General features: G+C 45.1%; 17 protein-coding genes and 4 tRNA genes. 8 read left to right on the top strand and 13 right to left on the bottom strand.

The features are described from left to right. Positions 1 to 181: 181 nt before the first annotated feature. The 3 genes from nrdA (at position 182) to yfaE (ending at position 3,971) form a co-directional block, all read left to right on the top strand. Positions 182 to 2,464 (top strand): class 1a ribonucleoside-diphosphate reductase subunit alpha, encoded by a 2,283-nt coding sequence (nrdA, locus tag OO774_RS05830; protein ID WP_264905473.1) that lies wholly within the window; start codon positions 182 to 184, stop codon positions 2,462 to 2,464. Positions 2,465 to 2,556: 92 nt separating this feature from the next. Then, positions 2,557 to 3,690: a class Ia ribonucleoside-diphosphate reductase subunit beta gene (gene nrdB / locus OO774_RS05825; RefSeq protein WP_264905472.1), complete on the top strand. Its 1,134-nt coding sequence runs from the start codon at positions 2,557 to 2,559 to the stop codon at positions 3,688 to 3,690. Then, the gene (yfaE, locus tag OO774_RS05820) at positions 3,690 to 3,971 is read left to right on the top strand and encodes a class I ribonucleotide reductase maintenance protein YfaE (protein ID WP_264905471.1); all 282 of its coding nucleotides are present in this window, start codon (positions 3,690 to 3,692) and stop codon (positions 3,969 to 3,971) included. The genes nrdB and yfaE overlap by 1 nt, the downstream gene beginning before the upstream one ends. A gap of 84 nt (positions 3,972 to 4,055) precedes the next feature. Here the strand turns inward: yfaE and OO774_RS05815 are convergent, their stop codons facing one another. Next, a complete protein-coding gene (locus OO774_RS05815) occupies positions 4,056 to 5,288 on the bottom strand; it encodes a CinA family nicotinamide mononucleotide deamidase-related protein (protein WP_264905470.1) in 1,233 nt (410 codons plus the stop codon). A 365-nt stretch (positions 5,289 to 5,653) separates the two neighbouring features. Between OO774_RS05815 and OO774_RS05810 the strand changes: the two genes are divergently transcribed. After that, the gene (locus OO774_RS05810; protein WP_264906071.1) at positions 5,654 to 6,556 is read left to right on the top strand and encodes a DUF3943 domain-containing protein; all 903 of its coding nucleotides are present in this window, start codon (positions 5,654 to 5,656) and stop codon (positions 6,554 to 6,556) included. A gap of 211 nt (positions 6,557 to 6,767) precedes the next feature. Then, on the top strand, positions 6,768 to 7,280 hold the full coding sequence (locus tag OO774_RS05805) for an ACT domain-containing protein (RefSeq protein WP_264905468.1): 513 nt from the start codon (positions 6,768 to 6,770) through the stop codon (positions 7,278 to 7,280). Between the two features lie 99 nt (positions 7,281 to 7,379). Here OO774_RS05805 and nspC read toward each other — a convergent pair whose 3' ends face one another. The 10 genes from nspC to uvrY all read right to left on the bottom strand — a co-directional run bounded on the left by nspC (position 7,380) and on the right by uvrY (position 17,487). Beyond that, on the bottom strand, positions 7,380 to 8,513 hold the full coding sequence (gene nspC / locus OO774_RS05800; RefSeq protein WP_264905466.1) for a carboxynorspermidine decarboxylase: 1,134 nt from the start codon (positions 8,511 to 8,513) through the stop codon (positions 7,380 to 7,382). Between the two features lie 115 nt (positions 8,514 to 8,628). Then, on the bottom strand, positions 8,629 to 9,882 hold the full coding sequence (locus tag OO774_RS05795) for a carboxynorspermidine synthase (RefSeq protein WP_264905464.1): 1,254 nt from the start codon (positions 9,880 to 9,882) through the stop codon (positions 8,629 to 8,631). 18 nt (positions 9,883 to 9,900) lie between these two features. After that, positions 9,901 to 12,777 (bottom strand): pyridoxal phosphate-dependent class III aminotransferase, encoded by a 2,877-nt coding sequence (locus OO774_RS05790; RefSeq protein ID WP_264905463.1) that lies wholly within the window; start codon positions 12,775 to 12,777, stop codon positions 9,901 to 9,903. Positions 12,778 to 13,538: 761 nt separating this feature from the next. Then, positions 13,539 to 13,614: transfer RNA gene (locus tag OO774_RS05785), tRNA-Gly, on the bottom strand. A 7-nt stretch (positions 13,615 to 13,621) separates the two neighbouring features. Beyond that, positions 13,622 to 13,708: transfer RNA gene (locus tag OO774_RS05780), tRNA-Leu, on the bottom strand. A gap of 79 nt (positions 13,709 to 13,787) precedes the next feature. Further along, a tRNA-Gly gene (locus tag OO774_RS05775) sits at positions 13,788 to 13,863 on the bottom strand. Between the two features lie 37 nt (positions 13,864 to 13,900). Further along, a tRNA-Cys gene (locus OO774_RS05770) sits at positions 13,901 to 13,974 on the bottom strand. A 430-nt stretch (positions 13,975 to 14,404) separates the two neighbouring features. Beyond that, on the bottom strand, positions 14,405 to 14,962 hold the full coding sequence (pgsA, locus tag OO774_RS05765) for a CDP-diacylglycerol--glycerol-3-phosphate 3-phosphatidyltransferase (protein WP_264905462.1): 558 nt from the start codon (positions 14,960 to 14,962) through the stop codon (positions 14,405 to 14,407). A gap of 46 nt (positions 14,963 to 15,008) precedes the next feature. After that, the gene (gene uvrC / locus OO774_RS05760) at positions 15,009 to 16,841 is read right to left on the bottom strand and encodes an excinuclease ABC subunit UvrC (protein ID WP_264905461.1); all 1,833 of its coding nucleotides are present in this window, start codon (positions 16,839 to 16,841) and stop codon (positions 15,009 to 15,011) included. Between the two features lies 1 nt (position 16,842). Continuing rightward, a complete protein-coding gene (gene uvrY, locus OO774_RS05755) occupies positions 16,843 to 17,487 on the bottom strand; it encodes a UvrY/SirA/GacA family response regulator transcription factor (protein ID WP_237316149.1) in 645 nt (214 codons plus the stop codon). A 731-nt stretch (positions 17,488 to 18,218) separates the two neighbouring features. Here uvrY and OO774_RS05750 point away from each other — a divergent pair. Beyond that, positions 18,219 to 20,582 (top strand): DNA polymerase II, encoded by a 2,364-nt coding sequence (locus tag OO774_RS05750; RefSeq protein ID WP_264905459.1) that lies wholly within the window; start codon positions 18,219 to 18,221, stop codon positions 20,580 to 20,582. Between the two features lie 13 nt (positions 20,583 to 20,595). On the opposite strand, the gene OO774_RS05745 is transcribed toward OO774_RS05750, so the two are convergent. Then, positions 20,596 to 21,363, bottom strand: coding sequence for a nucleotidyltransferase domain-containing protein (locus tag OO774_RS05745; RefSeq protein ID WP_264905457.1), 768 nt, complete (start codon positions 21,361 to 21,363; stop codon positions 20,596 to 20,598). Between the two features lie 192 nt (positions 21,364 to 21,555). Between OO774_RS05745 and yeiP the strand changes: the two genes are divergently transcribed. Beyond that, complete coding sequence (yeiP, locus tag OO774_RS05740; RefSeq protein WP_264905455.1) at positions 21,556 to 22,122, top strand: elongation factor P-like protein YeiP; 567 nt, start codon at positions 21,556 to 21,558, stop codon at positions 22,120 to 22,122. Positions 22,123 to 22,124: 2 nt separating this feature from the next. Beyond that, positions 22,125 to 22,445: an HI1450 family dsDNA-mimic protein gene (locus OO774_RS05735; RefSeq protein WP_014232400.1), complete on the top strand. Its 321-nt coding sequence runs from the start codon at positions 22,125 to 22,127 to the stop codon at positions 22,443 to 22,445. Positions 22,446 to 22,785: 340 nt separating this feature from the next. Here the strand turns inward: OO774_RS05735 and rluB are convergent, their stop codons facing one another. Continuing rightward, a complete protein-coding gene (rluB, locus tag OO774_RS05730) occupies positions 22,786 to 23,724 on the bottom strand; it encodes a 23S rRNA pseudouridine(2605) synthase RluB (RefSeq protein ID WP_264905453.1) in 939 nt (312 codons plus the stop codon). Between the last annotated feature and the right edge of the window lie 45 nt (positions 23,725 to 23,769).

Below are 23,769 nucleotides of genomic sequence, written 5' to 3'. Positions count from 1 at the left end.
TGATCAATCTGAGCAATAGCACTATCTTGTAACCCGCACACAGATTAACCCCTATATATTGTGTTTAAGCTACAATATATAGATAAAATTCGATCACAAAGCCACCGCAAGACTCGCAAGCTTTGCACATAAATAGACAAAAACACGGCTTTTATCAGTTTTCTTAGGGAAATAAAGCAGAATGAACCAACAACTTACCGTCACCAAGCGTGATGGCCGTAAAGAAATTATCGATCTGGATAAAATCCACCGCGTTATCACTTGGGCTGCAGAAGGTCTGCACAACGTTTCTGTATCTCAAGTAGAGCTACGAGCTCACATCCAGTTTTATGATGGTATTACAACGTCAGATATACACGAGACTATCATCAAATCTGCGGCCGATCTTATCTCTGAAGAGACACCGGATTACCAGTACTTAGCGGCTCGTCTAGCCGTATTCCATCTGCGTAAAAAAGCTTACGGCCAATATGAGCCACCTAAGCTTTACGATCACGTAGCTCGACTCGTTGATATGGGTAAATACGACGGACATCTGTTAGAAGATTACACAAAGGCAGAGCTGGACGAACTTGACTCGTACATCGACCACAAGCGTGACCTGAACTTTTCTTACGCAGCAGTAAAACAGCTGGAAGGTAAGTACTTTGTACAAAACCGTGTAACGGGCCAAATCTACGAAAGTGCCCAGTTCTTGTACATTCTTGTAGCGGCGTGTTTGTTCGCTAAGTACCCGAAAGAAACACGTCTTGACTACATCAAGCGTTTCTACGATGCGACGTCAACATTCAAGATTTCTCTACCTACGCCGATTATGTCGGGCGTACGTACGCCTACCCGTCAGTTCAGCTCATGTGTACTGATCGAGTGTGGCGATAGCCTGGACTCTATCAACGCAACGGCAAGCTCTATTGTGCGTTACGTGTCTCAACGTGCAGGTATCGGTATCAACGCAGGTCGTATCCGCGCATTAGGTTCAGAGATCCGTGGCGGTGAAGCATTCCACACTGGTTGTATTCCTTTCTACAAGTACTTCCAAACTGCCGTGAAATGTTGTTCACAAGGTGGCGTGCGTGGTGGTGCTGCAACTGTGTTCTACCCAATGTGGCATGGTGAAGCACGTTCGCTGATGGTGCTTAAAAATAACCGTGGTGTTGAAGAGAACCGTGTTCGTCACATGGACTACGGCGTACAGCTCAACAAGCTGATGTACCAGCGTCTGGTTGAAGGCGGCAATATCACCCTATTCTCACCTTCAGACGTACCAGGTCTTTACGACGCATTCTTCGAAAACCAAGAAGAATTCGAACGTCTATACGTGAAATACGAGAACGATCCTTCTATCAAGAAGGAAACCGTGAAAGCGATTGAGATGTTCACTCTGCTAATGCAAGAGCGCGCATCTACCGGTCGTATCTACATTCAGAACGTGGACCACTGTAACACTCACAGCCCATTTGATTCTGAAGTAGCGCCAGTTCGTCAGTCTAACCTGTGTCTGGAAATCGCACTTCCGACCAAACCACTAAAAAACGTGGAAGATGATTCTGGTGAGATCGCACTTTGTACGCTGTCTGCGTTCAACCTAGGTGCTATTAAGTCTCTGGATGATTTCGAAGAGCTGTCTGATCTGGTTGTTCGTGCGCTAGACGCTCTATTGGACTACCAGGATTACCCGCTACCAGCGGCATACAAGTCGACTATGAACCGTCGTACTCTGGGTGTGGGTGTGATCAACTTTGCTTACTACCTAGCGAAGAACGGCGTGAAGTATTCTGACGGCAGCGCAAACGGCCTGACTCACCGTACATTTGAAGCGATGCAATACTACTTGTTGAAAGCTTCAGTAGCGCTGGCAAAAGAACAAGGTAAATGTCCTTCGTTCGACGAAACCAACTACGCGAAAGGCCTGCTGCCGATCGATACGTACAAGAAAGATATCGACCTGATTTGTGAAGAAGAACTTCACTACGACTGGGATAGCCTGCGTACAGAAATCATGGAACACGGTCTACGTAACTCAACACTGACGGCGCTGATGCCTTCTGAGACCTCTTCTCAGATTTCTAACGCGACAAACGGTATTGAGCCACCACGCGGTTTCGTATCCGTAAAAGCATCGAAAGACGGTATCCTGAAGCAAGTTGTGCCAGAATTTACTGAGCTAAAAGACAATTACGAGCTGCTTTGGAACATTGGTTCTAACGATGGTTACCTTCACCTTGTCGGTATCATGCAGAAGTTTGTTGACCAGGCGATCTCGGCAAATACTAACTACGACCCATCGCGCTACGAAACGGGTAAGGTACCAATGAAGAAACTGCTTCAAGATCTTCTTACTGCGTACAAGTTTGGTGTGAAGACGCTTTACTACCATAACACTCGCGATGGTGCGAAGGATGAACAGAAAGACGCAGTTCAACCGGAAGAAGAAGATTGCGCAGGCGGCGGTTGTAAGATTTAATCTGCACCACCCTGACAATCCCCAGAACCAGTATTAGAAACAGAATATCGAAAACCTCCCTTTTGGGGAGGTTTAAAAGGAATTGAGGCATTATGGCTTACAGTACTTTTAATCAGAAAAAAAATGACCAACTAAAAGAACCAATGTTCTTGGGTCAATCAGTAAACGTTGCTCGCTATGACCAACAAAAATTCGAAATTTTCGAAAAACTGATCGAAAAACAGCTTTCTTTCTTCTGGCGTCCAGAAGAAGTTGACGTATCTAGCGACCGTATCGACTACAACAAGTTGCCAGATCACGAGAAGCACATCTTCATTTCTAACCTGAAGTACCAAACGCTTCTCGATTCAATCCAAGGCCGTAGCCCGAACGTTGCGCTGCTTCCTCTTGTTTCTCTGCCTGAACTAGAAACATGGATTGAGACTTGGTCTTTCTCTGAAACGATTCACTCTCGTTCGTACACGCACATCATTCGTAACATCGTCAACGATCCTGCTGTGGTATTTGATGACATCGTTGAGAATGAACACATTCTAAAGCGTGCGAAAGACATCGCGCACTATTACGACGATCTGATTCAAGCGACGAATGATTACCATCGTTACGGCGAAGGTGAGCATGTCCTCAATGGTGAAACTGTCAAGGTAAGTCTGTACGAGCTTAAGAAGAAACTGTACATCTGTCTGATGTCTGTGAACGCTCTAGAAGCGATTCGTTTCTACGTAAGTTTCGCATGTTCATTCGCTTTCGCAGAGCGTGAGCTAATGGAAGGTAACGCGAAAATCATCAAACTGATTGCACGTGATGAAGCGCTTCACTTGAACGGCACTCAGCACATGATCAACCTACTGCGTAACGGTCAGGATGATTTCACTTTCATGCAGATCGCAGAAGAAGCAAAACAAGAGTGTTTTGATCTCTTCAAAGAAGCGGCAGAGCAAGAAAAAGAATGGGCAGAATACCTGTTTAAAGATGGCTCAATGATCGGCCTGAACAAAGACATTCTTAGCCAATACGTTGAGTACATCACCAACATTCGTATGAATGCGGTAGGCCTGCCAGCAGCGTACCCGGAAGCAACCAGCAACCCAATTCCATGGATTAATGCTTGGTTGTCTTCAGATAACGTTCAGGTTGCACCTCAAGAAGCAGAAATTTCATCTTACTTAGTGGGTCAGATTGACAACGAAGTAAACGCAGACGACTTTGAAGGATTTGAGCTGTAATGCCGACAATCAAAATCAACAAACTTATCAGCATTGAATCTAACCCTTCCAACACGATTTTGGAAACGATGGAGCAAGCAGGCTTGCAACCAGAGTATAACTGCCGTGACGGTCACTGCGGTGCCTGTCGTTGTACGTTAGAGTCTGGTGAAGTTGAGTATGTTGGTTTTGCCATGGCTTACACCCAAGGCGAAGAAATTCTGCCTTGTATCTGTAAAGCGAAATCCAATGTTTCACTCAGTGGCGTTAACTATACGATGAAAGAAAAGCAGCGTGCCTGACGTCAACTGAGAAGCATCGAACGTAAAAAAGCCAAGGTGATACCTTGGCTTTTGTTTATCTACATACCAGCAAAAATCATTCGTCTAAATTGCACTGGATGGAATGTGCATCTCTTTCACTTTTTCTAAAAATGCATAGTGGGCAAACATCGGCTTACCTTCCAGGTAACGACGCAGTAGATCGAGAGCAGCCGTACTGATGACTTTTACTTGATCATCGCGCTGATATTTTCTCGACAGCTTGTAGACAGCTCCCCATTCCCCTTTAGGCGTCGACAGCGCGACAGAAAACAGACCATCATCGAATTCGCCTGTAACTAACGACAAATCAGTTCGGCACTTTTCACGAGTGGCTCCCGATAGTGCAAACGTTGCAGCTAGTGGGTCACCTTCGTCTTTAATAGCTTGATTACTACCTGATAAAACCCAGCTGTAGCCAAGTTGCTTTTCGGCGTTTTCATCACCATTGAGCCAATAGGTCAAATACCCTGCACTGCTCTTTTCAGATACCGACACGGTTAAACCTTTCTCAACCAACATTGTACCCACATTCTCAACCATTGGCATATCGATACTGACCGTGTTCGACTCCAGATGTTGATTAATCATCTGCATTAACTTTACACGCTGCTCGAATTGGTCTGTTGGGCCAAAAAGCTTAACTTCGATGAAAGGTATATAGGAACGATAGCCAAGTTCATACCCTTGAGGGAGCTTGAGCGGATCTAACTTATCTGAAATTCCGGACTCAGAAAGACCAAAAGTATAAATGCGGCTACATGAAGAGCCTTTAACTTGAGGGAACGAGCGTTTCAGATCTGGTAGAATCTGAGTTTCTGCCATCAGTTTAAATTCACTGGGTACGCCTGGCGTAAAATAGAAAACCGCATCGTTGATCCGCATTTTAAAGCCGCAAGCGGTCCCTATCGGGTTGTCTAATATCTCTGCAGTTTCAGGTAACATAGCTTGCTTTAAGTTGCTATCCGGCATCGTTCTGCCACGTCGAGCATACATGCTCTCCAATTGTTCCAGCCACTCCTTAAACAATACCAATTTACACTCAGCCGCTTTAGCTGCCGCTGCTGCACTCATGTCATCGGTCGTTGGGCCTAAACCCCCATTAACGATTACTACGTCATTGTTAAAACTCAGCATTAAAAATTCTTCGACTAAGCTTGATAGCTTATCTCCGACCGTAGAGCGTTTCGTTAAACCAAACCCTTGCTGATAAAACAAACTGGACATCCAAGCGGCATTTGTATCTACGATATCACCATGAAGGACTTCTTCACCGGTACTCAACATTGCTATTTTCACAACTGACTCCTCACTATGAGTACCATTCTATTTTTATTGGCTGTACCCATATCATGTTCTATTTATTGAATTAGTTTGAGTGTACTGGTGTTAACTATACACAAATCCGCTTGAAATGCATGGTTCAACGAGAGTAACCACAACAAAGCATCCAATACGACCGTTCTCAAAACGTAAAAAAGGACCACGTACTGTCACTCGAAACACTTAGCGATGGTCGGCCAATCACGTCAAATACAGGATCGAGTAATGAAATCATTTTGATATAAATTAAGCTCAAGTATTTCAATGGATTTTTTTTTAATGGATAATTTATGTTAGCTCATCAAATCAAGGACTCGGAGACCTTTGTGTCAAAATTATCCATATTCAAGAACACAATAGCAGGGCTCGGCTTTATAACCACAAGCCTTGCAAATGCAAACCAATACGATATGGCCAGACATTCAGAGTTTTCGTACGCGCCGGATTGCCTTTCCGGTTACTGCGCAACGACAAACCTATATACCTTTGAAGCTCAAAACCGCAGTCTGGCTTTTGAACAGGATAGTGATGGTTCTTTAAACCTTGACGCCGATCTTCAACCCAAACACCTTATTGTTCCTCAGGACAAAGATTGGGATTACTTGATGGGTCAAACCTATACCATTCTTGGCTTGAGTGTAGCGACCGTCGGTTTGATGACCTTCCTACCTGAAAGCGTTACCAAGTGGGATGAAGAAGACCGTGATATGAGCAAGCTGGGTCAAAAGTGGAAAGATAATGTTTCTGCTGGTCCGGTTTGGGACCGGGATGAACATGCTCTCAACTATATTATGCACCCCTATTTTGGCGGTGTTTACTACACCGCAGCACGACATTCTGGTTACAACGAGTTTGAATCGTTCTTGTATTCGGCGACAATGTCCGCTTTCTTCTGGGAGTATGGTGTGGAAGCTTTTGCGGAAGTTCCTTCTTGGCAAGACCTTTTCATTACGCCATTTTTTGGCGCGGTTGTTGGTGAGATGATGGTCACTGCAGAACAAGATATACTGGCCAACGGTGGTGAAGTACTCGGTTCGGAAACCGTCGGTGATGTATCACTTTTCTTCCTAAACCCTGTCGGCCATGTCCACCACTGGGTCACCGACGCATGGGGTGGCAGTGCGGATCTGCAATTTAGCTCATCCCCTTGGTTTGGCAATCAGGATGCGGCTGATTTTGCCAAAAATGCAGGAGTCAGTTACGACAGTCAGTTCTATGGCGTCGAATTAAAAGTGACGTTCTAGAGTTACGTTGACGTAACAAACAGACAGAAGGTTACTTTTTTGTGGTTCAAACACAGTTTTAAATATTCGCGTCAAGAATTAGCCCAAAAAATTGACCTTCATCAAACATATACCCCATCTAGCATCTACACTGAATAAAAGGATTTATTCCAATAACTTAAGCGCTACGTAATCCCGTGCCGCGTCCAAACCTTTTCCAGGAGGGGACCATATGAACACTGTGTTTATCGTTAATTTTGCTGGTCAAGCATCACCCGCGACTATCAAGGAACTTGCTGCTATCACTCATGAAAATGGCGGTAAGTGGTTAATCAGTAAAGTTAACTTTATTGAAGACCAAGTGGCAGGGGTGATTAAAATTGAATTACCCAAAGAAAAAGCCGCGATCGTTAAAGATGCTTTCTCAGCCTGTCAGACTCTGGTGGTTAAGTTCGTAGACTCAGAACCTTATTCACATAGTGCGGATACTATATTTCAGCTCAGGCTCGACGCCAACGACAGAGCGGGTATCGTAAACGAGATAACCCATATTCTTGATGATCAAGGCATTTCGATTTTAGATATGGACTGTCAACGTGTCTTTATCGCTGGCGGTGGTGGTGTCAGCTCAAGCCTGTTTAGTGCAAAGATCGCGATTAAACTGCCAAGCGAAATGGAAATTGAAGATGTAGCGAATGAGCTAGAAGCGCTGAGTGAGGATACTCGGGTTATCATAGAAGACTAGTAACCTGCCCCGCATCCTATATACCTATATAAAAGAGCAGCCTCAGCTGCTCTTTGTCGTTGTTATGGTACAGAAAGCCGAACGCTTATTTCACTGACCTTATTTTACTGACCACTGCGAAAGTGAACGTTTGAAGTCTGAATAATCAAACTCGTTCAGTTTTTGAATCTCGCCGCTTGAACGCTCACAGTAAACCGAAGGCATACGCAAACCGTTAAACCAGTTTAGTTTCACCATGGTGTAGCCAGCACTATCTAAAATGTGTAGACGTTGACCAATTTCTAGCGGCTGTTCAAAATTCGCCACACAGAACTGGTCACCCGCAAGACAAGAGCATGAGCCGATCACATATTCGTGCTCGCCATTCTCAGACGCTTCTAGAATCGATGCTGGCTCGTTGTAAATCAGCGTATCTAAACGGTGTGCTTCTGTTGCTGAATCCACAATTGCCGTCTTCTTCACATTCTCAACGATATCAACCACAGTCACAACCAGATCCGTTGTCTTAGTAATGATCGCTTCACCAGGCTCTAGGTACATTTGTACGCCGTGTTTCTCAGAGAATGCTTTCAGAGCAAGGCCAAGCTTTTCTATATCGTAACCAGGCCACGTGAAGAATACACCGCCGCCCATGCTTACCCAATCCAGCTTGTTTAGGTATTCACCAAACTGCTCTGAGATTGAATCAAGCAAGCCGATGAATGCATCTACATCTTTGTTCTCACAATTCATATGGAACATCACGCCATCAATACCGTCAAATACTTCCGGTTTGATGTGATCCGCTTGCACACCAAGACGAGAGAATTGACGTGCAGGGTTAGCTAAGTCTTGACCTGCGTAGCTTACACCGGGGTTCAAACGCAGACCAATTGACACTTTACCTTCGACGATATGACGGTAAGCACCAAGCTGCGATTGTGAGTTAAAGATCATCTTGTCACAAATGTCAGCAACCTCACGTACGTCGTCTTCACTGTAACCCACACTGTAAGCGTGCGTTTCACCGCCAAACGTTTCATGACCAAGCTTGACTTCGAACGGGCCAGAACTTGTTGTTCCGTCTAGGTAAGGTTTGATGATGTCGAAAACACCCCAAGTTGAGAAACACTTCAGTGCAAGAACCAGCTTAACACCTGAGATCTCTTTCAGCTGTTTCGCTTTCTCCAGGTTTTCTACCAGCTTGTCTTCATTGATCATGAAGTACGGGGTTTTTAGTTCGTTGTGTTGCATTGTAATACCTTGAGTCCCCTCGCCTAAACGAAGGCACTATAAAATCGAACAAAGCCGACGCAATCGCATCGGCTTAGATTTAAGTTATTTCCAGATTTGCTACGAGCTTAAATAGTTACTTTTTAAGTTCGTGGATAACCGGAAGTCCCTGACCTGCTTCAAGCTCTTGAACATGCCAATCCAGACCAATAGAAGGCATGGTTTCCAAGAACGGATCTGGGTCGAGCTGTTCCATATTGAACACGCCTTTATCTGCCCACTTGCCACGGAAGAACTGTAGTGCCGCAGTGATCGCTGGTACACCTGTGGTGTAAGAGATCGCTTGGTGCTCTACATCTTCGTATGCCACTTCGTGGTCAGCATTGTTGTAGATGAAGACACTGCGCTCTTTACCGTCTTTCTTACCTTGTACCCAGGTACCGATACACGTTAGACCGGTGTAGCCTGGTGCAAGAGAAGTTGGATCTGGTAGTAGCGCTTTCAATACGTGCAGAGGCTGTACTACTGTACCATCGTGCAGCGTTAGCGGGTCTGGGCTCAATAGGCCGATATCACGCATTACATTGAAGTAGTTTAGGTAACGGTCACCGAAACCCATCCAGAATTCAATGCGTTTTGCAGGGATGAATTCCTTCATTGAACGAACTTCATCGTGCGCCATTGAGTACACTTTGTGTGAACCACAGTTAGGGAATTCAAACTCAAGCATACGAGAGTGACAAGGTACTTGTTTCCACTCGCCATTCTCCCAGTAGAAAGAGTCGCCTTGGATCTCTAGCATGTTGGTTTCTGGGTCAAAGTTTGTCGCAAACTTCTTACCGTGGTCACCAGCGTTTACGTCCATGACGTCGATAGTATCGATTTCATCGAACAGATGCTTAACTGCGTACGCTGCAAATACCGATACTACGCCTGGATCGAAACCAGCACCTAGGATACCTGTGATGCCCGCTTGTTCGAACTTCTCACGGTAACCCCACTGCCAATCATAAGCCTGAGGTACTTGCTGACCTTCAGAACACAGGTCAACTGCTACTGATGTATCTAGGTATGACACTTTCGCTTGGTAACATGCTTCCATGATTGGCATGTTTACCCATGGAGGACCAGCGTTGATCACAAGATCAGGCTTCACTTCTTTAATCAGAGCAACAAGAGAATCTACGTCGTCAGCATTAACTGCTCTAGCTTCTAATTTCTTAGTTGAATCTTTCAGGTTGTTTTTCTTTTGAATAGATTCGATGATTTTCTCACACTTACCTACGGTACGTGATGCGATTGTGATATCACCCAGAACGTCGTTGTTTTGTGCTGCTTTGTGTGCAACTACCCAGCCAACGCCGCCTGCACCAATCTGTAGAATTGCCATAGTTTTCCGTTACCTTTGTTAAACTAGCTCAACTGCTAGCATATGGATTTTTGAGAGCAAAGATTCAAAGTCCGCCGTCGTTAGACACGGGTTCAAAATCGTAAATTTAAGTGCGGTTTTACCGTCAACAATGGTTTCACCCAGTACTGCGGTTCCGCGAGTCAGCGCCTCTAAACGCAACGCTTTATTCAATTCATCAAGATCTGCGGACTTATGTGTCGTACGGAACAGAACCGTAGATAGTGATGGTTCCGCCAACAACTCAAAGTTGTCGTTATCGCGGATCATATCTGCTACTTCTAGCGTTTGATCAAGCAGATGGTCGTACATGTCGCCTAGAGCTTTTGGCCCTACGCTTTGCATTGTCATAAACACTTTTAAAGCATCAAAACGCTTAGTTGTTGCGATAGACTTATCTACCAAGTTTGGTAGTTCGTCGTGTTCACGGTTCAAGTAATCTGCATGATGAAGCAGGAACTTGAAGTTTGACTTGTCATTAACAAGAAGCGCACCACAACTGATTGTTTGGTAGAACAACTTGTGGAAGTCAACGCTGATAGACTGCGCACGCTCAACACCTTTCAGGCGAGCTTTTTGGCTGCTAAGAATCAAAGCACCACCGTATGCGCCGTCGACATGCATCCACAGTTCATGTTTTTCAGCCATGTCTGCAATGAAGTCTAGATCATCAATCGCACCGTGATCGGTTGTACCAGCTGTACCAACAATCGCGAATGGAATTAAACCTTCAGCTTTTGCCTGAGTCAGCACGTCATCCAGTTTGTTTACATCCATCGTGCCGTCGTGGTTAGCATCAACAGTCATGACTGCTTTTTCGCCCAGTCCCATCCAAGACGCTGACTTTTGAACCGTGAAGTGTGATTTCTTCGAACATACGATTCGCAATTTGTCAGCATACTCTGGAAGACCTAGCTTCTGAATAGAGTGACCACTTAGTTTGTCTGCGATCCAGTCTCGCGCCAGCATCAAGCCCATTTGGTTACTTTGAGTACCGCCGCTAGTGAAAATACCGTCAGCTTGCTCGCCTAGCTCGTATTTATCGCAAAGCCAGTTCACCACTTTCTGCTCAACGTAAGTCGCAGAAGATGCTTGATCCCAAGAATCCATAGACTGGTTCAGAGCCGCAATCATCGCTTCAGCCGCAATCGCAGGCATCAATGGTGGTGTATGCAAGTGTGCAATACAATCAGGGTGTTGTGTAAAGATAGCATTTTTTGCAACAAGCTCTGCAGCGTCGTCAATTACTGATTTAAGAGGCGCATTTTTGTTGTCTAGGTCGACAGCATTAATCGCTTCTTCTAACGCTTTAGGGTCCATACCGGAATATGGCGCACTCACTTGTTCGAATACAGACTTCATCGCTGCAGTCGTGTGGTTCATCACTGATGCAAACTCAGTACTACCCAATTCACCAGTGTGAACGAAGTGCTTTTTCCACTCTTCTTGTGGTGCAGCTTCAACATGGTTACCGCCAGCAGTAATGATGGCTTCTTCAAGCACACGTAGAGCGAAGTCAATTTGCTCAAATGAAATAATCAGTGGTGGAAGGAAACGAATCACTGAGCCGTCACGACCACCTTTCTCTACCATCAAGCCACTCTCTAGCGCCGCACGTTGAATCGCAAGCGTGAGTTCACCGTCAGCTAGAGGCTCGCCGAACTTGTTCAATTCGCCATTAGGGTTCTTGATTTCAACACCCAGCATCAAACCTTTGCCGCGAACTTCTGCGATACAATTAACACGCTTCTGAATCCCTTCCAAACCAAAACGTAGGTATTGACCAGCAATGTTCGCATGCTCAACAAGGTTGTCTCGTTGAATAATTTCCAGCGCTTTAGCACCACTCACCATAGCGAGCTGGTTACCACGGAACGTACCGGTGTGCTCGCCCGGATTCCAGGTATCGTGCTGCTTGTTGATAACAAGAAGCGACATCGGCATACCACCACCGATCGCTTTCGACAAACACAACACATCAGGAACAATACCCGCTTCTTCGAAAGCAAAGTTGTAGCCAGTTTTACCTACACCACACTGAATTTCATCGAAGATCAACAGAATACTGTGCTCATCACAGATGCGGCGTAATTCACGCAACCAGAACGCAGGCGCTGGCATTACACCGCCTTCACCTTGCACAGGCTCAACGATGATAGCTGCTGGTTTCATGATGCCAGATTCGTCATCGTTTAATAGACGTTCGATGTAACGGATACTCGCTTTAGCACCGTCATCACCACCAAGGCCAAACGGACAGCGGATGTTATACGGGAATGGCATAAAATGCACATCAGACATCAGACCTGTACGACGAGCCTTAGTACCTAGGTTACCCATCATGCCCATCGTGCCGTTAGTCATACCATGGTAAGCGCCACGGAATGCGAACATGGTGTTACGGCCAGTCGTCTGTTTTGCCAGTTTGATCGCGGCTTCAACTGCATCGGCACCAGATGGTCCACAGAACTGAATCACACAGTTATCACCTAGCTCTTGAGGAAGAAAAGACTTCACAGACTGAATAAAATGCGTTTTCGCCGAGGTAGCGATATCAAGAGTCTGATAAGGCAAGCCAGAATCTAGCTGATCTTTCAATGCTTGATTGATTTCTGGGTGGTTATAACCCAGTGCCAAAGTACCCGCACCCGCAAGGCAATCCAAAAAGATTTGACCTCGAGTATCTTCAACTAAACAGCCATAAGCCTGTTTAATCGCGATCGGCAAGCGACGAGGGTAAGAGCGAACCGCAGATTCGTGCTCAGCCTGATCAAGTAACACTTGGTCTGGAGTTAAGTCGTACGTTCCCTCAACAACTGGAACCTGTGATGAAAAAATGTTTGCGATATTGTTATCGACTTCAAAGGCAGTGGTCATACTAGGTAATCCCTTGAATTATATTAGTTCTTCATCCTGTATTAATTATCATTAGAAAAAAGTTACAGGAGAAATAAGTAAACCTCCGCATTTGCCATAGCCTAGATGACAAACACAGATAATCCTGTCACGACATTCGTGACTTCTATATGCGCTGGGACGTAATCAAGGTTCCGTAATGCATCTGTTTTGTAAAACAGGACATTTCGGCAGTATGAAGCTGATTAGTGTATGTTTATTCAAAGGTTTCAATGTTGGGTTTCCCATTAATATGCTGCACTTACAGCATTAGTATCCCGTCTATCAACAAAAGGCTTTGCCGATACCTACCCTACGTAGTGTCACAATCAGCTTGAATGGTCACTACGCGTATCCCCCAGAGAACCAAAGGCGTAAATTACGCTCCGAGATTGCGCGCGAATTTATCACAAAATAAAATCTTCTGGCAATGATTTTTCATCATTGATTTATTGATCTCAAACGCAATTATATTTTTCTAATAGCCACAGAACTTGTAACCATCTTCTATATAAGGTAATGAGTCTGAATGAAAAACACGCAACAAGCTGAAAATATCAAGAAAATAACCTCACTGAAAGCTCATCCTGTACAGCAAGAGAACTGGATTCAGATGCGCGTCCCTATGTAAGCAGAGAAGTTCTGTTGGAATGTGCCAGATTTGTGTAAACGTATAAACAGGTTACATTGACCCACGATAGAAACGAAAAAACCCAGCATAAACATGCTGGGTTTTAAAATTTTGGAGCGACACACGAGGTTCGAACTCGTGACCTCAACCTTGGCAAGGTTGCGCTCTACCAACTGAGCTAGTGTCGCATTGAGATGGTGCCCCGGGCCGGACTTGAACCGGCACAGCGCGAACGCCGAGGGATTTTAAATCCCTTGTGTCTACCAATTCCACCACCAGGGCACACAAATATTCTTTGTGATGCCTTTACAGAAAAGTAAAACACCATCTGATACCGCTTATCAGCCATATCTTTAAATTTTGGAGCGACACACGAGGTTCGAACTCGTGACCTCAACCTTGGCAAGGTTGCGCTCTACCAACTGAGCTAGTGTCGCATTTATTCTCGAAAGTTGCTTTCTCTCTAAAGAATAATGGAGGCGCCTCCCGGAGTCGAACCGAGGTCCACGGATTTGCAATCCGCTGCATAGCCACTCTGCCAAGGCGCCTCATTGCAAGAAAAGTTAACCTTTCCTCACCACCCTTTTGAGCCATGCTCTCTTGGGTACGGGATGCATTCTACGGATTCGAGCGATCGAGTCAACACTATTTTTATTTTTTTAAATCGTTTGACTAGATTTTGTGCGAAACACGGAAGATTGCTTAGTTTTAATACGAAAACTTGCTCAAATACACTTGTTTATCATGAAACTTTGACTACTCACCAGCCAAAGAAACCGGATAGTCAGCCCATATCAACCGTTCATAATCGCGTTATCTGCTTTGCCAGATAAGCAACAGCGAGAAAAACAAGATCCATGTCACACTAATTTTCTATACCACCCGGTCTGTGATAACAATGGCTAGAATTAATGTAGATATACGACGGGTAGAAAAAAGCAGGCTTTGAGCGCCTGCTTAGTATAAATACTTAATTTATTAATGATGCTGCTCGTCGAGTAAATCGTCTTTGGCAGCAGCAAGATACTGAATCATTGACCAATACGTTAGGAATGTCGCGATATATAGTGCTGCAAAACCAAGCCACACCATCCAATCATCATAGTGCCAAATTAGCACCCAGAGAGCGAACATCTGTGCCAGAGTTTTCACTTTACCTACCCACGAGACGGCAACACTAGCGCGTTTACCAATTTCAGCCATCCACTCTCTTAAAGCGGAAATGATAATTTCTCGGGCAATCATGGTGACCGCAGGAATCGTTACCCAAATAGAATGGTAATATTCGGTAATTAAAATCAACGCTGTCGCAACCAATACTTTATCAGCCACAGGATCGATAAACGCACCAAACCGAGAAGTTTGGCCAAGTTTACGAGCCAGCATACCGTCTAACCAGTCGGTAAAGCCCGCGACCCAAAACACCATTGCCGCAGCAAACGGTGCCCATGAATAAGGCAGATAAAAAACAACCACAAAAACTGGAATTAAGAACAGTCTAAGAAGAGACAGAATGTTCGGGATATTCAATCGCATTTTATTATTCTCTTACACATTGCGTGCTAATGTTGCGGGATTTTCCTTATTGTTTCAATGCTTGGAAAATAATTTCTGCTAAAGAGTGACTAATCCCCGGTACTTTGGCGATTTCTTCGACACTTGCACGTTTAAGTTCCTGTAATCCGCCCATATATTTTAGCAAAGCCTGGCGTCGCTTCGGTCCAATGCCTTCGATCCCTTCTAAGGCACTCGTGCGGCGAGTTTTACCACGTTTCGCTCGATGTCCGGCAATCGCATGGTTATGGCTTTCGTCACGAATATGCTGAATAAGGTGAAGCGCTGGAGCATCACTTGGCAAATTGAACTCATGGTCATCCACAGTAATTAAGGTTTCCAACCCGGGCTTACGCGTGACGCCTTTCGCTATACCGATCAAAATTGGTCGTTTTGGCCAATCTCCCCAATGTTGCGAAATGATTTCATGAGCTCGGTTTAGCTGGCCTTTACCACCATCGATGAAAATGATGTCTGGGATCTTCTCCACATCCAGTTGCTTTGAGTATCGGCGATCCAGTACTTGACCCATTGCGGCATAATCATCACCACCGGTAATGCCTGTGATGTTGTAGCGACGATATTCTTGTTTAACCGGACCTTCATTATTGAAGACCACGCACGACGCGATGGTGCTCTCTCCCATCGTATGGGAGATATCAAAACATTCCATGCGCGTTATCGATTCCATACCCAACTCTTCACGTAAGGCATGAAAACGCTGATTGATGGTCATCTTATGATTAATTTTAGTGGTAATTGCCGTCAGTGCATTGGTATTAGACAATTTGAGGTAGCGACCTCGAACACCACTTGGAGACGTATGGAAATGAACCTTGCGTCCCGCTACTTCGATCAGCGCTTTTTGAATTGGTTCAATATCCTCTGCCAGCTCCTGATTGAGAATAATCCGGGCAGGAATGGTACGTGCTTCGTTGTGGCTCAAATAATACTGAGTTAAGAAGCTGTCAAACACTTCTTGCTGACTGGTATTTTGTGGGATTTTCGGGAAGTGGCTGCGACTACCGAGCACCTTACCTTGGCGAATCATCAGAATGTGAATACACGCAATACCGCTCTCTTGAGCAAACCCGAGTACATCCATGTCATCCATGCTGTCTTCAGATACATATTGCTGTTCCTGAACCCGGCGAATTGCCTGAATCTGATCGCGGAACTTGGCCGCATCTTCAAAGCGGAGCTGCTGGCTAGCCTGCTCCATCTTTTCAATCAGCAGCTTAAGCACTTGCTGATCTTTACCCTGGAGAAATAAGCGAACAAAACCCACCAGTTCAGCGTATTCCTCATCTGATATGATTGAGCTAACACACGGTCCCGCGCAGCGCCCAATCTGGTACATCAAGCAGGGACGAGTTCGGTTAGAGTAAACGGTATCTTCACATTGACGAACCGGAAATATCTTTTGCAGTAGGTGTAACGTTTCCCGCACTGCACCAGAATCGGGGTAAGGACCAAAATACTCGCCTTTACGTTTTTTAGCCCCGCGATGCATCGATAATCTCGGGTGTTTGTGCCCGCTGATAAAGATATAGGGATAGGACTTATCGTCACGTAACAGTACGTTGTATTTTGGTAAGTATTGCTTGATGTAATTGTGCTCAAGGATCAGCGCTTCGGTCTCGGTATGAGTGACCGTAACGTCAATTTTGGCAATATTACGCACAAGCGCACGAGTCTTTTCACTGTCGACTTTTTTACGAAAGTAACTCGAAAGGCGCTTTTGGAGGTCTTTGGCTTTTCCGACATAAATAACAACAGCGTCGGCGTTGTACATTCTGTACACGCCGGGCTGATGAGTTACTGTCTTGAGAAAGGAAGCCGAATCAAAAGGAGGATTCACACTAAAGCGTCTCGGTGTCCAGCATTCCGTGACGAATCGCTAAGTGCGTTAACTCAACGTCGCCATTAATGTCCAACTTACTAAACAATCGATAGCGATAACTATTCACCGTTTTTGGACTCAAGTTAAGTTGTTCAGAAATATCCGTTACTTTCTGACCTTTAGTGATCATCAACATAATCTGCAATTCACGTTCAGATAAATCTTTAAACGGGTTCTCAGAGGCTGGTGAGAATTGACTCAATGCCATCTGCTGCGCAATCTCTGGAGAGATGTAACGCTGACCACTATTTACCACACGAATCGCATTTACCATCTCGTCCGGGCCTGCACCTTTGGTTAAATAACCAGAAGCACCTGCCTGCATCACTTTGGTTGGAAACGGATTTTCCGTATGAACGGTAAGTACGATGATTTTTACATCTGGGTTCAAGCGTAGAATCTTTTTAGTGGCTTCTAAACCACCGATTCCCGGCATGTTCATGTCCATCAAAACGACGTCAGCATGATTACTGCGACACCATTTTACTGCTTCTTCACCGCTGTCAGCTTCTCCTGCTACGTTCATTCCACGGACGTCTTCAATAATACGTCGTATCCCTGTGCGAACCAGCTCGTGATCATCTACAAGGAAAACATTTATCAAACTTGTATCTCCACACTTTCTATTGGTTCTGCACCCACATGATATTCAACGTGGGTATCAGTATGACGTCTAATACTAACGTATTTGACGAAAAATTGCTTTCTATGAATATGTGCTCAAACGCAAACTTTAGCAAGAACTTATTCATAAACCACTCCGTAATTTCACAGAGTCGTTTGCAGAACCGAAATATAATACAAGCTAATTAACAACATTAATTGTAATAAATCAAGCAACTAGGTTTTATATTTCCTAGAGCAAACCAATATCCCCCGTCAAATGATTAACCTTTAGACAAGCAACCTTAGTCTGGCCACTTATTCTCGTGTTACCGTACCAAAGAATGTTTACGTTTAAGATCTAGGCCACACTTTGGCGTAATGCTAATCAGTTAACAGTAAGCAGATACTCCAGTCATCCGTCATTCTGAACCGTGACGAAGGAGCATGATTCAGGATCTTCTATCCGAGTACTTTGTTTTCAAGTGTATTTCTCTATATTCCAGCGAGCTGTTACTAGATTCCTAGTCTCGCTAAGGCTCGCTGGAATGACCGTATAGGAGTCCTTAAGTGACTGGTATTACACTCTTTGGTGTGTTTTATTTTTCAGAGCCCGGATCTGAAGCAAAACTGGCTCGATGACAAAAACAACAACCATCATCACCGCACGTTTTCTTCTTATCGCATGGTGCTAGAATACAGGGCTTAAGTTATCGATAAGGTTTTTCTCATTTGAACATCCAGCAAGGATTCTTACTCACTCGTCAGGCGCGAGATATCCAGGGTCAAACTCAGATTGAACTATGGCTGTCAACAGAAGCTGGCCCTACCCAGTTGCTCATTCACGCAGAAAAACCTGTATTCTTTATTGCCCAATCAGACGCAGAGCAAACCAGAGAGATCGCTCAGTCAAACAACATTCACGCCGAGTTCCGTGTGCTGGACATGAAAACCTTCGAGCACACGGCTCTTGTCGCTTGTTATACACGAACGACTCGAGATGCCATTGCGTTACAAGGTCACCTTTCACAATGCGATGTTACCACTTACGAAGGCGATATCCGGCTTGCAGATCGTTATTTGATGGAGCGCTTTATTAGAGGCAGCATCGAGTTTACGGGGAACCATCAAGCTCGGAGCGGATTTCAACGCATTCAAAACGCCAAATGTCGTTCCGGTCACTTTGAACCTAGATTACATGTGGTCTCTTTAGACATAGAGTGTTCCGAGAAAGGCATTCTCTACTCTATCGGTTTAGACAGTCCAATGGACTCGCGCGTCATCATGATTGGTGAAGCCGAACCCGCGGACACTCCTATCCAGTGGGTACCAGACGAGAAAGCGTTACTGGACGCTCTGATAACCTGGTTTAAACAATTCGACCCTGACGTCATTGTCGGCTGGAACGTGATTGACTTCGATTTCCGTTTACTGCACAAAAGAGCCGAATGGCACAAGATGAAACTCAAACTTGGCAGAGCGGACCAGGCGAGTTTCTTTCGCAGTTCTTCACAAAGCCAACAGGGGTTCATTTCTATTCCCGGCCGCGTGGTGATGGATGGTATCGACACGCTCAAAACTGCGACTTATCACTTTCGCTCTTGGTCTTTGGAATCCGTCTCCCAGGAATTACTCGGCGAAGGTAAAGAAATTCACAATGTGCATGATCGTATGGATGAGATCAATCGAATGTATCGCTCTGACAAGCCTTCTTTGGCTAGATACAATCTTCAGGACTGCGTGCTGGTTAATAAGATCTTTGAGCATACTCACCTGCTCGCATTCGCGATTGAACGCTCACGATTAACCGGTGTAGAGCTGGATCGAGTTGGTGGCTCGGTCGCCGCGTTTACTAACCTCTATCTGCCGCAAATTCACCGCGCGGGTTATGTTGCCCCCAACTTACACCCGGAAAACTGGATAGCCAGCCCCGGCGGGTACGTAATGGATTCAATTCCCAACCTTTACGACTCAGTTTTAGTGCTGGATTTTAAGAGCCTCTACCCTTCTATCATCCGCTCCTTTCTGATTGACCCAATGGGTCTGGTTGAAGGGCTTCAGCTCGAGCTAGGAAAAGAAGACTATCAGGCTGTTCCCGGATTTCGTGGTGGCCAATTTCATCGCACAAAACATTTTTTACCCGAGATGATTGAAAAGCTCTGGGCAGCACGTGATGTTGCTAAGAAGAACAACGAAAAAGCGTTCTCTCAGGCGATTAAGATCATCATGAACTCGTTTTACGGCGTATTAGGCTCCTCCGGTTGCCGATTTTTTGATACCCGACTGGCATCCAGTATCACCATGCGTGGTCATGAGATCATGAAACAGACCAAAGTGCTGATTGAAAAACAAGGTTATCAGGTCATTTACGGTGATACGGACTCCACCTTTGTGTCGTTAAACCGCACCTACACTCAGACAGAAGCCGATAAAGTCGGGAATCAGCTAGTCGAACACATTAACACTTGGTGGCAAGAGCATCTTCGTTCGGAATACAACCTCACTTCAATGCTTGAAATAGAGTACGAAACTCACTATCGAAAGTTTTTGATGCCAACCATTCGTGGTGCTGAAACAGGCTCGAAAAAACGCTACGCGGGCTTAATTGGAGAAGGTGAGCAAGAGAGGATTATTTTCAAAGGGTTAGAGAGCGCTCGTACAGACTGGACGCCACTGGCGCAAAGATTCCAAAACAAGCTTTATAGCATGATCTTCCATGGCGAAGATCCAAGTGACTACGTACGCGAAATGGTTGAGAAAACCAATAGCGGTGAATTCGACGATCAGCTGGTTTATCAGAAACGCCTGCGTCGCAAACTGCACGAATACCAAAAGAACATTCCGCCCCAAGTGCGTGCCGCTCGATTGGCTGACGAAATCAATGCCAAACTCGGTCGACCATTACAGTATCAGAACCGTGGTCGAATTGAATATGTGATTACCGTCAATGGGCCGGAGCCACATGAATATCGTAATAGCCTCATTGATTATCAACATTATATTGATAAACAGCTGAAGCCCGTTGCTGATGCCATTCTGCCGTTTATTGGCACTGATTTTGAGACGTTATCTGCGCCGCAGATGGGCTTGTTTTAACAATCGGCTTTAGCTAGCCAATACGAAACTCTGTTTTTTGATACTGCTTGACTAGCCAACTGCCAAAGCTATCTAAAAGGCCTATCACCGAGCGTTTTGGGATAGCCCGTCCCGCAAGCAATATACTCAGACGTTCGATCTCCAAGTGCTTTTCTGGATGGTAGGTCAAAAATACCTGACCACATTCCACAGGGTCGTCAAACCAGCGTTTATCGCGGTACATAATCAGAGAATACGACGCCCGCAACAACTTTTTGGCTATTACCGTTTGAGCTTGAGTTTGCTCTTCAACACTTTTTGCCTGCGCAATTTTCGTTCGATAGACAGAGAGCCACTCTTCCACATCCATGTTCCAATGTTTAGCAATCTCCCAGCTTGGAACATAATCGCCAAAGCAGTCCGCTAAGTCATCACCATAAATACAGACACAGCAATGCTTGAGCATAAATCCCCAGGTGAAAATGCTGTCGAGATTCGCCACATCACTCACCAGCGCGGTTCGTACTGAAACGCCATTTACGTGCGGGTAGCCTTGCTGTGCACGCCACTTGATAGTGTTCAATAACGTGGCCCGGTTAGACTCAAATGCCGCTTTGGTTACAACCACTAAATCGAGGTTCGACTTACCTGCCACCGCCGTTTTACGCGCAACACTGCCATAGACATAGACACTATGTAAGTTTTGCCCTAGCCCACTTTTAAGGCACATAAGAACTTCTCTGATCAGAGGTTCGAATTCGGTTTGAAAAGGTTGTTTTGAGTCGATAACAGGAAGAGACATTGAAAGTAACGCGATCTAAAGCTTAAGATTCAAGAACAATATGATCTACCAGCACTGAATTTGGATCAAGCTTAATAACGCGTTTATTCATGAGAGATGAAGCCAATTTCAGCGATGAATTTTGATGCCAGCAAGACAACTTAACGCTATAATCATCAAGTTTTGCGTAATAAGTATCAATAGGAAAATACAATGCCAAAGGCAAGTGAAATCAAAAAAGGCTTCGCAATCGAGTCTAATGGTAAAACTCTTCTCGTTAAAGACATCGAAGTAACGACACCAGGCGGCCGTGGTGGCGCGAAAATCTACAAGATGCGTTGTACTGATCTAACAACAGGTGCACGTGTAGACGAGCGTTATAAGTCTGATGACGTTGTAGAAACAGTAGAAATGAACAAGCGTGCCGTTGTGTACTCATACGCAGACGGTGATGAGCACATCTTCATGGATAACGAAGATTACTCACAATACACATTTAAAGAGAATGATGTAGCAGATGATATGCTGTTCATTAACGAAGACACGCAAGGTATCCACGTTATCTTGGTAGACGGTTCAGCTGTTGGCCTTGAACTGCCATCTTCTGTTGAGCTAGTCATAGAAGAAACTGACCCTTCAATCAAAGGCGCGTCAGCTTCTGCACGTACTAAACCAGCGCGCTTCGCTTCTGGTCTTACTGTTCAAGTTCCAGAATACATCGCGACGGGTGACCGAGTAGTGATTAACACTGCAGAACGTAAATACATGAGCCGAGCATAAGTATGTCTGATTTGATTTCTTACGACGATGTTATCGACGCAGCGTACGACATTTTTCTTGAAATGGCTCCGGATAATCTAGAGCCAGCTGATGTCATTCTGTTTACTGCACAGTTTGAAGATCGTGGTGCCGCAGAACTTGTCGAAACCGGTGAAGACTGGGTTGAACATGTGGGCTTCGAGATCGACAAAGAAGTGTACGCAGAAGTGCGAATTGGCTTAGTGAACGAGGAAAATGACGTACTGGATGACGTATTTGCTCGTATGCTAATCAGCCGAGACCCAGACCATAAGTTCTGTCATATGCTTTGGAAGCGCGACTAACGCCTCCCCTATCACAAGTAAAAACACCAGCCTTCACGCTGGTGTTTTTTATTTCTAAAGAGATTCCCATTACTTAACAGCTCTTATAGAGTCATTCCAGCGAGCCATAGCGAGACTAGGAATCTAGTATCAGCGCGCTGAGAATAGCTAGAAATACCTTTGATAACAAAGTGCTCGGATAGAAGATCCTGAATCACGCTCCTTCGTCGCGGTCCAGGATGACGGTTGACTGGAATATTCTGCAGGCTGTTAAGTGAACTGCATTACTCCCATTATCCGTTTTTCAGATAAGAAAAAGGCTTGCCCAATTTGGCAAGCCTTTCTGATTTTTTAACAACGCTTAACGATGCTTGTTGCGAACACCTTGCTCACCAGCACTTTTCTTTGGCTTACGACGAGCAGGATTGTTGCTGCGGCCTTTCGGCGTATTTACACGCTCTTCATGTCGCTTAACTGCACGACGAATTTTTTGGCTACGTGCGCGTTCACGCTTACGAGAAGTGTTATCTTTGTCCAGATCAAGCATGGTTTCTTTTTCTGGACGAAGTTCTACGAGCTCACGCAGATAGTTGACTTCTTTCAGATCGAGTTCCATCCATCCGCCACGTGGCAGCTTTTTGTCCAGGAAGATATCACCGTAACGAACACGCTTCAGACGGCTTACGGTACAATCTTGAGATTCCCATAGACGACGGACTTCTCGGTTACGACCTTCATTGATTACAACATAGAAGGTGTGGTTCATACCTTCACCACCAGCGTAAACAACGTCTTCAAAACGTGCCATACCATCTTCTAGCTCAACGCCTTTTACTAGATTACGAACTTTTTGTTCAGTTACTTCACCGAACACACGTACTAGATATTCACGCTCAACCTGGCGACTTGGGTGCATTAGGCGGTTTGCCAGTTCACCATCCGTAGTGAAAAGCAACAGACCTGAAGTGTTTGCATCCAGACGACCTACTGAAATCCAACGCGAGCCACGAATTTTTGGCAGGCGATCAAACACAGTACGGCGACCTTCCGGATCATGACGAGTACACAGTTCACCTTCAGGTTTGTAGTATGCCAGCACACGACAGACCACTTCCTCTTGTATCTTCGCAGATACAATGTGACCATCGATACGAACGACACTGCTCTCATCTTCAAGTCTTTCACCAAGTTTAGCGACATTACCGTTCACGCTTACGCGGCCGGATTTAATTAACGATTCAATCTCTCGACGAGAACCGTGACCAGCACGTGCTAATACTTTTTGTAACTTTTCGCTCATTTATTTACCTATGTGTCGTCTTCACAGACGTCTAGACCAGGATTG

Origin of the sequence: Vibrio sp. STUT-A11, assembly GCF_026000435.1 — a bacterium.
Lineage (GTDB): Bacteria > Pseudomonadota > Gammaproteobacteria > Enterobacterales > Vibrionaceae > Vibrio.
Note: the sequence above shows the minus strand (reverse complement) of the source record. Positions and strands in the feature narration are given on the sequence as shown.